Annotated in this window: 9 protein-coding genes; 2 read left to right on the forward strand and 7 right to left on the reverse strand. The window is 58.8% G+C overall.

Annotation, left to right across the window (positions count from 1 at the left end):
- Positions 1–22: 22 nt before the first annotated feature.
- The 3 genes from nahK to AC1DHT_RS05065 all read right to left on the reverse strand — a co-directional run bounded on the left by nahK (position 23) and on the right by AC1DHT_RS05065 (position 5,186).
- Positions 23–2,656 carry a hybrid sensor histidine kinase/response regulator NahK/ErcS' gene (gene nahK, locus AC1DHT_RS05055; protein WP_427538539.1) on the reverse strand — a complete coding sequence of 878 codons (2,634 nt, stop codon included), beginning with the start codon at positions 2,654–2,656 and terminating at the stop codon, positions 23–25.
- Entirely contained in the window at positions 2,586–3,749 is a 1,164-nt protein-coding gene (nosP, locus tag AC1DHT_RS05060; protein WP_427527126.1) for a nitric oxide-sensing protein NosP, read from the reverse strand. Before nosP ends, nahK begins: the two co-directional genes overlap by 71 nt.
- 252 nt (positions 3,750–4,001) lie before the next feature.
- Positions 4,002–5,186: a porin gene (locus tag AC1DHT_RS05065; protein WP_427538536.1), complete on the reverse strand. Its 1,185-nt coding sequence runs from the start codon at positions 5,184–5,186 to the stop codon at positions 4,002–4,004.
- A 1,094-nt stretch (positions 5,187–6,280) separates the two neighbouring features.
- Here AC1DHT_RS05065 and AC1DHT_RS05070 point away from each other — a divergent pair.
- Complete coding sequence (locus AC1DHT_RS05070) at positions 6,281–7,837, forward strand: methyl-accepting chemotaxis protein (protein ID WP_427538649.1); 1,557 nt, start codon at positions 6,281–6,283, stop codon at positions 7,835–7,837.
- 74 nt (positions 7,838–7,911) lie between these two features.
- Here AC1DHT_RS05070 and AC1DHT_RS05075 read toward each other — a convergent pair whose 3' ends face one another.
- The 4 genes from AC1DHT_RS05075 to AC1DHT_RS05090 form a co-directional block, all read right to left on the reverse strand.
- Positions 7,912–9,498: an MFS transporter gene (locus AC1DHT_RS05075; protein WP_427538533.1), complete on the reverse strand. Its 1,587-nt coding sequence runs from the start codon at positions 9,496–9,498 to the stop codon at positions 7,912–7,914.
- 19 nt (positions 9,499–9,517) lie between these two features.
- Positions 9,518–9,946 (reverse strand): DoxX family protein, encoded by a 429-nt coding sequence (locus AC1DHT_RS05080; RefSeq protein WP_427538530.1) that lies wholly within the window; start codon positions 9,944–9,946, stop codon positions 9,518–9,520.
- Between the two features lie 68 nt (positions 9,947–10,014).
- Complete coding sequence (locus AC1DHT_RS05085; RefSeq protein ID WP_427538527.1) at positions 10,015–10,668, reverse strand: hydrolase; 654 nt, start codon at positions 10,666–10,668, stop codon at positions 10,015–10,017.
- 120 nt (positions 10,669–10,788) lie between these two features.
- The gene (locus tag AC1DHT_RS05090) at positions 10,789–11,682 is read right to left on the reverse strand and encodes a LysR family transcriptional regulator (protein WP_427538524.1); all 894 of its coding nucleotides are present in this window, start codon (positions 11,680–11,682) and stop codon (positions 10,789–10,791) included.
- A 160-nt stretch (positions 11,683–11,842) separates the two neighbouring features.
- On the opposite strand from AC1DHT_RS05090, the gene AC1DHT_RS05095 reads away from it, so the two are divergent.
- Positions 11,843–12,859, forward strand: a complete 1,017-nt coding sequence (locus AC1DHT_RS05095; protein WP_427538521.1) for an alpha/beta hydrolase — start codon at positions 11,843–11,845, stop codon at positions 12,857–12,859.
- Positions 12,860–12,901 lie beyond the last annotated feature (42 nt).

Below are 12,901 nucleotides of genomic sequence, written 5' to 3' on the forward strand. Positions count from 1 at the left end.
TCTTTGGCTCTTCGCTCGCACCTCAAGGCTGTCCGAGCAGATGGCTCATCGCAGTCTTGAGTTTCATCGGCCGCACCGGTTTGTGCATCAGGGTGTGGCCCCGTTCGCGGATCTGTTGCTTGAGTTCGTTGCTGTAGTTGGCAGTGATCATCATCGCCGGTATCGGCAGGGCCCGACGCGCGTTGATCCGCGCCACGGCATCGACACCGTTGCAGTCGTTATCCAGGTGATAGTCGGCAATCAGCAGGTCGGCTTCGGCATGGTAATTGTCCACCTGACGCGCCAGGTCTTCTTCCGATAATGCCGTGACCACCAGGCAGCCCCAGCCTTCGAGCAAGGTCCGCATGCCGGCACAAATCGCTGCATCGTTGTCCAGCACCCACACCCGCGCACCGCGCAGGCGTTCGAGCATCGGCTCGCTGATCGCCGGGCTCGGCTGAGCCTTGGGCGCAGTGGCGCTGAGGGGAACTTCGACGGCAAACATCGAGCCCTTGCCCGGCCACGAGCGCACCCGAATCCGGTGGCCGAGGATGCCGGATATCTTCTCGACGATAGCCAAGCCCAGGCCTAACCCGCGATCCTGGTTCGGGCGCTGCACATCACCGCGTTTGAATTCCTGGAAAATCTCTTCCAGACGCTCCTCGGCGATCCCGATGCCGCTGTCCCAGACTTCGATCGACAGGTGTCGGCGATGCCGTCGGCAGCCCAGCACTACCCGGCCGCCGGGGGTGTAGCGAATCGCATTGCTCAACAGGTTGCGCAGGATCCGCGCCAAGAGCTGGATGTCGCTACGCACCAGCGCCGAGCAGGCCACAAAGTGCAACTCAAGCCCTTCGCTGCGCGCCACCTGGGCATATTCGGTGGCCAGGTTGTCGATCAATTCGCTGAGGGCGAACGGCGCGATATCGGCCTTGATCACCCCGGCATCGAGCTTGGAAATATCCACCAATGTGCCCAGCAGATTCTCCACATCCTCCAGGGAATTGCTGACATTGCGCACCAGTGTCGCATTGGCTACCGGCTCGCGGCGCTCGAGCAGCGCACTGGTAAACAGCCGCGCCGCGTTCAACGGTTGCAGCAGGTCATGACTGACGGCAGCGAGGAATTTGGTTTTCGACAGGTTGGCCTGTTCGGCCTCCAGCTTGGCCTCGCGCAAGCGCGATTCGACCCGACTGCGTTCGTCGATCTCGCGCAGCAACTGGTCATTCAGGGTAGTCAATTCGGCCGTGCGCTCGCGCACCCGCAGCTCCAGATTCTGATAGGCCTGGTGCAGCGCTTGCGCCGTTCTGCGACGCTCGGTGATGTCGCGGATCAGCACAAAAATCCCCACCACCTCACCACTGGCCAGACGGTTCGGGACATAGGAGCGCAGCATGTAGCGCTCCTGATTATTGATGTTGGTTTCGGCCACCTCAAAGGTCACGCTCTCGCCCGCCAATGCCCGCGCCACATAGCTCTCCAGCCGCTGATAGTGCTGTTCGCTGTGCACCTCGCGCAGACTCTGGCCGAGCATCACGCCCCGTGGCCAGCAATACCACTCTTCATAGACCTTGTTGGTGAACTCGTAGACCAGATCGGCATTCAGATAGGCGATCAGCGCCGGCACATGGTCGGTGATCAGGCGAATCCAGCGCTCGCTCTCACTGAGGGCCTCGGCATGCTGATAGCGTTCAGTGATGTCGGTGAAGGTGTTGACGAAGCCGCCGGTGGGCAGCGGATGGGTGCGGATTTCCAGTACCCGTCCGTCGTAAAGGCGCTGCTCGCATTCGTGGATGATCCTCCCGTTGGCGTCGCGACTGTCCGGGGTCAGCAGGCGCAACTCACTGTCGCCGATCACCTCGGCAAAGGGCCGGTGAGCGGCCACCGGCGCCAGGCCGCTGAGTTCGAGGAAGCGCCGGTTCCACAACTCCAGGATGCCCTCGGCGCTGACCATGGCCACCCCTTGGGACAGGTTGTCCACCGCACGCTGCAACAGACGGGACTTTTGCGCGACAGCCTGTTCGCGGCGCACGGTTTCGCTGAGCTTGACCTCGGTGATGTCGGTAAACAGCATCACCCGCCCGCCTTCCCGGGTGGACCGCTCGCTGACTTGCAGCCAACAACCGCTCTGCAGCCGATAGAGCAGTTGCTCGTCGGCATGGCCTCGCGGTTCTTCATTGAATAGCCCGGTGGCAGTCATCAGTCGCTTGACCTCGGCCAGCCGCATGCCAGCGATAATCCGCACCTTGCTGTTGGCCCAGAATGCCTTGAATCGGCTATTGAACAGCACAATGCGCTGGTCTTCGTCGAACAGCACGAAGGCATCGGAGATGCTCTCGATCGCGTCGATCAGATACCGGTGAGCGGTTTCGGCCCGCAGCCGGGCTTCGCTGAGCAAGTGATTGCCGGCCTTGAGTTCGGCCATCGCCTGGTTCAATGCATCGGTGCGCTCACGGACCTGCTCGGCCAGCACCACCGAATGCTGAAAGGCCGAGTAAGGGTCATTGCCCCGCGTCACCCCGGATTCGATCCGCTCGATCAGCGCGTCATTGATCCGCTGTAACTTGCGGTTCTCATGCTGCAGTCGGACAACCTGCTGTTGCAGTTCAACGACTGACAGGGGTTCGGTTCCGGGCAATGGCAACTCCGGTGAAGGTTTGGTTGATGTGCATGCCATTGAACTGTTCTCCATAGGTGTTGAAACCCATCACCCGCTGCTCGCGCAAGAACGCGCCGATCTGTTCCAGGCCATCTCCGTCTTCCAGCTCCAGGCGCCGGAGAAAACAATCGCAACCGATGGTCAGCAGCAGCTCGCCGAGACGCGCCTGCAAACCGTCGAACAAATGTTGCAGATTCGGCAGCATCGGCCCGGGGGTCATGGCGGTCAGCACGATGCCGTTCTCTACCGCACAATAAAAACTCAGGCTCAGGTCCGGATGAACCTGCTGGATCGCCCGGACGTAATACTGGTCGTGGATCCGCACCGCCAGCGGGTGGGCGGCGAATACCCGGTGATCGAGCTCGGCCACCGGCACACCGATGTGGCGCGCGTACTCTTCGGCGGCGGGCTCGGCGTTAAGCTCGAAGACCCGACGCTGGGCGCTGTCGGCGCCCGTCACCACCAGCTTCTCTTCGCGGGGCAGGATGTGATGGGTGGTGAACACTTCGAAATCCAGCCAGGTATTGACCAGCACCACCACCGCTGCGCCGCAGTGGAATTCACCCTCGAAATAGACATGAGTGTGGGTCAGGTAATTGTCGTCGCCGGCTGAGCCACCGAAATGCGGAATGTCCCCCAGCGCCGCACTCAGGGCAGCCAGGACCATTTCCTCACGACTGGACAGGCCATCAAGCAGGGTCAGGGCGAAGCTGTTGCCCTTGATCGGCGCCAGGGTGTTGCTGCGACAGTCGCTGACCAGCCGCTCGACCATCCGCTGGGCGTCGATCAGGCTGAAGCGTTCCATTTCGTCGATCCGTTCGGTGGCGATGGAAAAGTGCCGATGATCGAAACCGACCGCTGTCACGCAATTGCGGCCATAACCAAGGGGCGTGATTTCGCCGGCGCTGGTGCACCCCACCAGGCGGATACCGCCGAAACTCTGCTCCAGGGCTACGCCCAGCGCCTGCAAATCGTATTCGGCGGAACAGAAAAACAACACGAACCCCAAGTGCGGGTGTAACAGCTGCCGCGCCAGTTCCTGGGCCACCAGCCGGGCATCGGTCGCCTGGGACATTGCACTGACGACACCCTCATTCTGGGCCTGCTGCATCTTCGCCTCCTGCCGGCGCGCACTATGAGGCCTGAGTGTACGAAGCCTGCCGGGCACCACGAATGCTACTTGGGTAGGGGTTAGCCGCTTCCATGGGATGAAAAGGCCGGTCGAGCAGGCGTTGCCACCGAAGGATCGCAGCCTTCGGCGGTGCCTATGGGATGTGTGTGTGTAGCAATCTGTGCAGGCGCTGCAGCAGGCGACGATCCTGGCGATCGCGCCTGCAAAGACAGCCGGGCGGATGATCGGGGTTTACCAGGTCAGCACGGCCCCGACGGCGAAGGTATCGGTATTCTCGTTCTGGGCAATGGTTTGATGGCCTTTGATTTCGAACTGGTTGTATTCGGCGACCAGCTTGAGGTTGTCATTGACCTCATGGAACAGTGCCACACCGCGGGTTTGGTAATCCGCACCGCTGCCGACTACACCGTTACCATCGTCCTTGGTTTTGCCATAAGACAGCGCCAGGCGATTCTTGCCGAGCGTGTAGGAGCCCTGCAGCAAGTAGCCATCGCTGTCGACATTTCTCAGGGTCGGCTGGCCGGCGTTGTTGGTAAAGAACGGATTGATACCCTTGGCCTGAAAGCCGGAACCGGTAAGCGACAGCCCGCCCATCTTCGCCTGCACGCCGTAACCGACGCCTTTGGAGGTGACCGAGTTGACGGTAGAGTCGGTGTTGTCCGAGGTCTGGTAGCTGCCGTTGACCCAACTGTAAATCTTCGCCCCGGCCACATCGAACTGGTAAGTGATCTCGCTCTCGGTGCGAGGGTTCTGCTGATAGGCCTTGCCGGTCGGACTGCTGTCGTTGGTGCTCACCGGATCCATGATGCCCACCGCGACTCGCAAGCCGTCCATGACCGGCGTGCGGTAGGTGATCTGCGAGGTGGGGAATGGATACGGGTAACCGCTGCCGATATTGCCGAACGACACCCCGCCGCCATCGACCAGGCCCAGGCTATCGCTGGCCTGACCATACCCGGTGAGCAGTTCATCGAGCAGGATGTTGGAGCGCGCAAACAGGCCGAAATCCTTACCGATCAGCACCTCGCCCCATTCCGGATTGGCCACGGTGCCATAGAACTGGCGCACATCGATAGCGGTGTCGGTGCCCTTGGTCTGGCTGTCGTTGATGGTCACCCAGAAGGAGGCCCGGGCCCCGAGTTTCAGGTCATCGACCTGCTTGCCCATGTTGAAGCCCAGATAGTTGGGCAGAAACCCCATCTTCACCCGGGCCTGGCGGCGGTCGAACTGATCACCGGCGCGATCAACCTTGCTGTTCACGTAAAAGGCATTGATGTAGCCGTCGGTAGAGAACGTGGTCTGGTCCTTGTCGTACAGCATGATATCGGCCTTGGCGATAGCGCTCAGGCCAAGCATCGACAGGCCGACAATGACCGCTGGCAGAAGATGGGGCAAATTCTTATTGTTGTTGTGCATGGCGCGCTCCGAACTCGGGGGACGAAATGTCGGAGGCGATTATCGAAAGCTGGCGAACAGCCTTATACGGTGCCTTGGAAGGGGTTGGCAGATGCTTTGGGCCTGTGGGGGTGGCGCGATGACTTGGACCCTGACCGGGTCATGCCACGGTGCAATACTTAAGGTGCAAGCCTTGTGAGCGGCTGCGGATCAATACCCCATCTTGCTGATGAACAGCGAAATCAAGCCGGTTGTTGAGCTGATAAAGCGTTGCCGTGACTGATTGAACTGAGGTTTAAGGTGAGTGCGACTTACTTGGCCGAACCGAATCCGCTTGTACGCACCGCTGCTGAAATCCTGCAGCACTATCACTCCGCCCCCATGATCAACGCACTATAAGTTCAATGAATACTGACCACTAAGAACGGCCTGCCACTTCATTACCTCGCTAGCCATAAGTCGAATACTGCTCCCACGAGTTGAACCTTATAGTGCACAACACACAATAAAAATCGACGCCTGGTACTTTAAATGTCCCTGAGAAAAGCCCCAGTAAAAGCGCTTCCGATAAATGAGGAACTCTTACAATTACTTCAGGCAATTGATAATGCTCACGCCTCCTGGAGATCCACTGTCAAGCATATAGACGCGGCATGTGATGAGGTATGGCTCGCTCGGATGTGGGAGGTTGAAAACCTTGAAAGCCACTACAGAGACTGTCAAGACCAGCTGTTTTTTTATCTGAAACAAGCGATCCATCTTTAAATCACCTGCCACTGCCCTGCGCGATTTTCAGGCGCTTGCGCCATCAATACGGGGCAACCAGAACCAGACGAGCGTGAACATTCGACTAAAGCACAAGGCAACACTTTTGGCGCCCGAAAAACATCCTTAGTTAAGGAGAGGATATCTCTGGCAAAGCCCGACAGGCGTAGAGCTGTATCCTTTCAGTCACGTTACAACCAACTGATTCATACACCCTGATGTTTTTTACAAATGTCCCGAAACGCCATCTGAAACATGAGAGTGGCGATTCTAAAATTAAAGCATTGGGGTTCAGGGTCGACATTCAGGGCGCCATGATCAATCAACCTGCATTATTACCTGGAGTCCTTATGTTCGGCTGGATCAGCAATTTCCGTGTCAGCGCTAAATTAAGCCTGGGGTTCGGCCTGGTACTAGGGCTTGCGTTGTTACTGGCCGCCACCGGCTGGTATGCAATTATTACATTGACCGACCGCGGCCTTAAGATTGAAAAAATTGCTCAAATCAGCGATTACACCAAAGACTTGCGAATCATTCGTTTACGCATAGGTACACACCCTCAAGCGGATGCCTATCAACCGCTGCAGAACACCCTGGATGACCTGGCAGCCCATCTGCACAGTATCAGGGAACATTTCACTGACCCGCTTGATCAAGACCTGATTCAACAGCAGAACAACTCGGTCAAAGAGTACGGACAACTGCTGCATGACCTGACCCAACCCAACACTGACCAGGCGCCACTGTTTAAACGTATGGGGCAGTTGGGCGACCTGTTGCTCGACACGACGCAAAAACTCATAGCGTCGCAAAATGCCAAACGCGATGCCGATGCCGTGTCTGCCATGACCCTGCTGGGTCTTGTCGCGGCCTTGACTCTGCTGCTGGGCACACTCGCAGCGTGGGTCATCACCCGACAGATCGTTAATCCATTGCAGCACACACTCCAGGTGGTGAACCGTATTGCCAAGGGTGATTTGAGCGAGCAAGTGCAGGTCAACCGGCGTGATGAGCTGGGCCAGCTGCAATCAGGCCTTCAGCAGATGACGCTCAACCTTCATGAACTGATCGACGGCATTCGATCCGGTGTCATCCAGGTTGCCAGCGCTGCCGAACAGCTATCGGCGGTCGCCGAACATACGAATGCAGGCGTCAACAACCAGAAAGCCGAAACAGATCATGTCGCCACCGCGATGAACGAGATGACCGCTACCGTGCAAAACGTCGCACACAATGCCGATGAAGCCTCTGCTGCCGCGTCCATCGCGGATCAGCAAGCCTGCGAGGGAGAGCAGATCATGGGTGATGCCATTGTGCAGATCACGCGCTTGGCGGAAGAACTCAACCAGTCGGCAGACGCGGTACGCCATCTCCAGGAACAAAGCGATAAAATCGGCGGCGTACTGGATGTGATCAAGGCCGTGGCCCAACAAACCAATCTGCTGGCGCTGAACGCGGCCATCGAAGCAGCCCGCGCCGGAGAGGCTGGCCGTGGTTTTGCGGTGGTGGCGGACGAGGTGCGTAATCTCGCCTTACGCACCCAGCGCTCCACCGAAGAAATTGAAATTCTGGTAGCCGGCGTACAAAGCGGCACTCACGGCGTTGCCACAGGAATGGAAAGCAGCCTGCTGCTGAGCGAAAGCAGCGTGGAGTTTACCCATCGCGCTGTTAGCGCCCTGGAGAACATCGCGAGCAAGGTATCAATCATTCAGTCAATGAATCAGCAAATCGCCACGGCCGCAGAGCAGCAAAGCGCGGTCACCGAGGAGATCAATCGCAGTGTGATCAACGTTCGCGACATCTCCGACCAGACGGCAAGCACCTGCGAAGAAACCGCTTCTTCGAGTGCCGAACTTGCACGCCTGGGCCATGAACTTGAAAGGCTGGTAGGACGCTTCAAAATCTAGCCCTGGCAGAGACAGTCCTGGGCGGGCGGCGCCGCGATGACCTCCTGATTTTGCTCTTGAGCAGGACTAACCCGTCAGCCTTTGAGCAGGTGCCGAATTCGTACAGGCTTTCCAGCGATTTGAAAGCGCCGGGCGGCTGATTCGATTTTCAACTCGGCGCGAGTGACTCGACTGTGATGGCGTAGATGATCGTGCCAGGACTCGTCAAAAAACAGCTCTATCCAGAGTTGAGGATTTTCGGTGTCCTGCATCAGTTGCCAGGAAAAAGAACCATTGCGCTGGCGCATTCTGCGTACGTCGTCCATGGCCTCTTTGAAGGCATCGGCGTGCGCCGTGTCAATCTCGTACTCGACCGTGATCATGACTGGCCCACGTTCACCATCAGCATCGACACTCATCAACGGTTGAGGCCAATGCAGCGAAGGGGCCAGGTCTTCTGCGCTCAGCGCGGGCAGTTTTACCCACCCGCCCACCGCGACTCCCAGCACCATGATGACAGCGGCAAAACTCAGCGATATCGAGATCGACAGCCAGCTGGCGATCAGCCCCCACACCACACCGCCGATGGCCATGCTGCCAAAGAACGTCAGAATGTAGACCGCCAACGCCCTGGCCCTGACCCACGCCGGTACCGATGTTTGCGCAGACACCTGAAGACTGGACAATACCGCGATCCAGGCAGCACCACTGATGAGCATCACCGGGACAAGCAGGTAGAAATCCCGAACCCATGCCAACGCCAGCAAGACTGCCGCATAGATAAGGCTGGCCGATGCCACCAGCAGATTGACCGCAATATGACGACGAATTGCGGGCAGGAACATTGCGCCCGCGACCGCCCCGATCCCGACGCAACCGAGCAAGATCCCGAATTGCTCAGCGCTGCCCTTCAACTCACCTCGCACAATCAGTGGAAGCAACGACATACCGGCGCTTGCGCCGAGAAAGAACGCCAGGGCACGCACCATGACTCGTTGTAGTTCGCGTGAACTACGGGCATGGCGCCAACCCACACGGATAGCGCCAAACAGCCGTTCTGCCGGTAATACGGACGGTTGTGGCGTACGACGCCACAAGGCGAGCACTGCGATAACGCCAAAGAAAGACAGGGCGTTGACGGCAAATGTCGCCCATGGCCCTACCAGGCTGATGATGATGCCAGCGATGGCCGGTCCGAGTGCTCGGGCAACGTTGACCCCCACGCTGCTAAGCGATATCGCGGCGGGCAGATCGTTCGCGGGAACCAACTCGGGTGTCAACGCCGACCACGCGGGCATGGTCAGCGCTGTTCCAACCCCCATGGCCAGCGTAAAGAGGAGTAAAAGCGTCGCGCTCATCAGGTCCGCCAAGGTGATCAAGGCGAGCGCAAGCGCAATGACGGCCATCCCTGTCTGGACAGCCAACAGGTAACGTCGTTTGTCGATGATGTCGGCCAGCGCACCAGCGGGCAGCGCGAGAAGGAACATGGGAGCGGCACCCGCTACCTGCACCAGAGACACCATAAAAGGACTGGCCGACAAAGAGGTCATCAGCCAGCCAGCACCCACTTCATGCATCCACGTCCCGATGCTGGATGCAATGCTCGCGAGCCACAGACTGCGAAACAATCCATAACGAAGCGGCTGCCAGGCCGACGTTGTCGGTGGCTGCTCTTTGGTCATCGTACTCACCCGTCTCTCCCTACAGTTTGCTCAGGAGCGGCCAGCGATGCGACAGACTCGTACCTACTGCCAATTTTCCAGACCCGCCGACAAGAATCGTCGAGAAGATGATCAGCAGCAGCCAGGCGAACTGGCCCTCGGCCAGGCTCCACTCGGGATGAACCCGGATAACCGAGACAACCAGCAAAAAGAGCACAGGCAGTGTCGCAAGGCGCGTCAGAAGTCCGGCTGCGATGAATATCGGACAAAACACTTCCGCGAAAATTGCCAGAGACAAGGTCAACCGAGCCCCCATGCCAAACGGGTCTTCGATCAACGTCAGTTCGTGCTCAAAATTGAACAGCTTGGGCAATCCGTGCACCAGCAACAGCATCAGTACACCGGTGATGCGTAGCCAACACAGCGCTACATCCGGTGCAGTCGTCGTATTCATATCAGATGTGGACATGTTCCATTGCTCCCCACCGCTCGCCTGAGTGCGCCTCTTCCCCTACCAAGGAAGAGGCGCAATTCAGATCAGTGACCTTCCGATGCGTTAAACATGGTTTTGGCATAAATCAAACCAAGACCATAAGCGCCGCCGTGAGCGATAGAGGTTTTCACCGTCTCGTTATAGGTGTCGCTGCGAGCCCAGTCACGTTGCAGTTCCAGCAGGTACTGGAGTGAGGTCATCGGACGCGCACCGGCTTGAATCATGCGCTCGATAGCGCGCTCATGAGCCTCATCCGAAACGTCACCGCACGCATCGCAAATGATGTAGACCTCGAAGCCTTGTTCAAGCGCCGAGATCGCCGGGCCAACAATGCAGACCGAAGTCCAGAGACCGGCAAGAACGATTCGGTCGCGACCGATCTTGTTCACGGCGACGGCTATACGCTCGTCTTCCCAGGTATTCATGCTGGTCCGGTCAATCAGTTCCTGACCGGCGAAGACCGAGGTAATTTCCTCAAACATGGGGCCCGAAAAACTTTTTTCGGCGACGGTGGTAAGAATGGTCGGAACGCCAAACTCCTTCGCTGCCTTGGAGATCAGTGCAGCGTTATTGCGGAGTGAAACAGCGTCGATGGATTTGGTCGCAAATGACATCTGCGACTGAAAGTCGATCAGGATCAGAGCGTGGTTGCTCGGATTGATCAGACCTTTACCTGGTGCTGCTTTTGCGGTTGCCATAACACTTCTCCGGATACGTTTGAGAGGGGCTATTTTCGGCTTCGCTGTAGCAGAGCGATTGTATGGATGTGCGAATCTGGAAAAATCATGCTGATAAAATTTCTTTTTACGCCCACCGCCTCAGGCGTCCTCGGTCCGATCCAGCCGTTCACGCAAGAACTCGATCAACGCCTGCACCGGTCGCGAGCCCTGGCGATGCTGCGGATAGACTGCCGATAACGTCAACGGCGCAGGGCGGAAGTTGTCCAGCACCGGCACCAGCCGCCCGTCCTTCAAGGCCGAACCGACAATGAAGGTCGGCAAATAAGTAATGCCCATGCCGGCGATGGCCGCGTCCTTGAGCAATTCACCGTTGTTGACCCGCATCCTTCCGGTGACGTTCACGGTCAGTGGTTTGCCCTGCCCTTCGAACCGCCATTGCACCTGGCGGCCGTGGCCGTAAGGCAGGCAGTCATGGCTGTGCAAATCTTCGGGGTGAACCGGCGTGCCGCGCTCGGCCAGATAGTCTGGGCTGGCGCAGTACACCCGCTGGATGGAGGCGAGGCGTCGGGCGATCAGCGTCGAGTCTTCCAGCACGCCGATGCGCAATGCCAGGTCGTAGCCTTCACTGAGCAAATCCACCGGACGATCACTCAAGTCCACTTCCACCGTAACGTCGCGATAGCGCTGCAAAAACACCGGCAGCAGGCACCCCAAGTGCGCCACCGCGAACGACAGCGGCGCGCTCAAGCGGATGATGCCGCGTGGCTCGGCGGTCTGGCCGGCGATGCCCTGCTCCACGTGTTCGACTTCGCTGAGCAGGCGCAAGGCTGACTCGTAATAACTCTGCCCCAAGGGCGTGACGTCCAGCCGCCGGGTCGAGCGGTTGAGCAGGCGCACGCCGAGGCGCTCCTCCAATTGCATCAGCCGGCGACTGACGAACTGCTTGGACAGGCCCAACTGATCGGCCGCCGCCGTGAAGCTGCCGGAGTCCATGACCTGGCAAAAAATACGCATGTCTTCGAACGGGTTCATTGTCACTCTCTGGTTGACAGTTAAACGCTTTATAGCCGCTTTTTCACTTTCAGGCACCTCATTAATCTGTGCTCACGGTGTTGCTGAGACCTGAACCCCAGCGTCACAGCAGCCCGATCCCAAGGCATAAAAACTCAAACGATTGAAAAAGGAATTGACCATGAACATCAAGAAAACCCTCACCGCCTCCCTCCTCGCCCTGTCCATCGGCAACGCTTTCGCCGCCGGCAGCCCCGGTGTCGAACACAACACCCAGGCCTTCCTCGATGCCCTCGCCGCCGGCGGTGGCAAACCGCTGGAACAACTGAGCCCGAAAGACGCCCGCGCGGTGCTGACCGGTGCCCAGGCCTCGGTGAAGGTCGATCTGTCCGGTGTTGAAGTCAGCGACAAGGCGATCAAGGTCGACGGTCAGACGATCAACCTGAAAGTGGTGCGCCCAGCCGGGGCCAAAGGCGAATTGCCGGTGTTCATGTTCTTCCACGGTGGCGGTTGGGTACTGGGCGACTTCCCGACCCACCAACGGTTGATTCGTGATCTGGTGGTGGGCTCCGGGGCAGTTGCCGTGTACGTCGATTACACCCCGTCGCCGGAAGCCCACTACCCGACCGCGATCAACCAGGCCTACGCCGCCACAAAATGGGTGGCCGAGCACGGCAAGGACATTGGTGTCGACGGCAAGCGCCTGGCGGTGGCCGGCAACAGCGTCGGCGGCAATATGGCGGCGGTGGTAGCGTTGATGGCCAAGGAGCAGAACACCCCGACCCTGCGCTTCCAGTTGCTGATGTGGCCGGTGACCAACGCCGGGTTCGATAACGGCTCGTACCAGCAGTTTGCCGAGGGCCACTTCCTGACCAAAGGCATGATGCAGTGGTTCTGGGACAACTACACCACCAGCCCGGCCGAACGTGCGCAGATCCACGCCTCGCCACTGAATGCCAGCGCCGAACAGCTCAAGGGCCTGCCTGCCGCGCTGGTGCAGACCGCCGAATTCGACGTGCTGCGTGACGAAGGCGAAGGTTACGCCCGCCACCTCGACGCGGCCGGCGTGCCGGTGACCGCGGTGCGCTACAACGGGATGATTCATGACTTCGGCCTGCTCAATCCGCTGAGCCAGATACCTGAAGTGAAGGCCGCAGTGCGACAAGCGGCGGCTGAGCTCAAGACCCATCTGAACTAAGCCAGGGCCCTTCCCCCACAGCGATGTGGGGCGAAGGGCTTT

It is taken from the genome of Pseudomonas sp. 05N432 (assembly GCF_056396945.1).

Coding starts and splice junctions, on each gene's coding strand:
- AC1DHT_RS05095 (WP_427538521.1), top strand. CDS start 11,843: ATGAACATCAAGAAAACCCTCACCGCCTCCCTCCTCGCCCTGTCCATC.
- AC1DHT_RS05085 (WP_427538527.1), bottom strand. CDS start 10,668: ATGGCAACCGCAAAAGCAGCACCAGGTAAAGGTCTGATCAATCCGAGC.
- AC1DHT_RS05070 (WP_427538649.1), top strand. CDS start 6,281: ATGTTCGGCTGGATCAGCAATTTCCGTGTCAGCGCTAAATTAAGCCTG.
- AC1DHT_RS05065 (WP_427538536.1), bottom strand. CDS start 5,186: ATGCACAACAACAATAAGAATTTGCCCCATCTTCTGCCAGCGGTCATT.
- nosP (WP_427527126.1), bottom strand. CDS start 3,749: ATGCAGCAGGCCCAGAATGAGGGTGTCGTCAGTGCAATGTCCCAGGCG.
- AC1DHT_RS05080 (WP_427538530.1), bottom strand. CDS start 9,946: ATGTCCACATCTGATATGAATACGACGACTGCACCGGATGTAGCGCTG.
- nahK (WP_427538539.1), bottom strand. CDS start 2,656: ATGGCATGCACATCAACCAAACCTTCACCGGAGTTGCCATTGCCCGGA.
- AC1DHT_RS05090 (WP_427538524.1), bottom strand. CDS start 11,682: ATGAACCCGTTCGAAGACATGCGTATTTTTTGCCAGGTCATGGACTCC.
- AC1DHT_RS05075 (WP_427538533.1), bottom strand. CDS start 9,498: ATGACCAAAGAGCAGCCACCGACAACGTCGGCCTGGCAGCCGCTTCGT.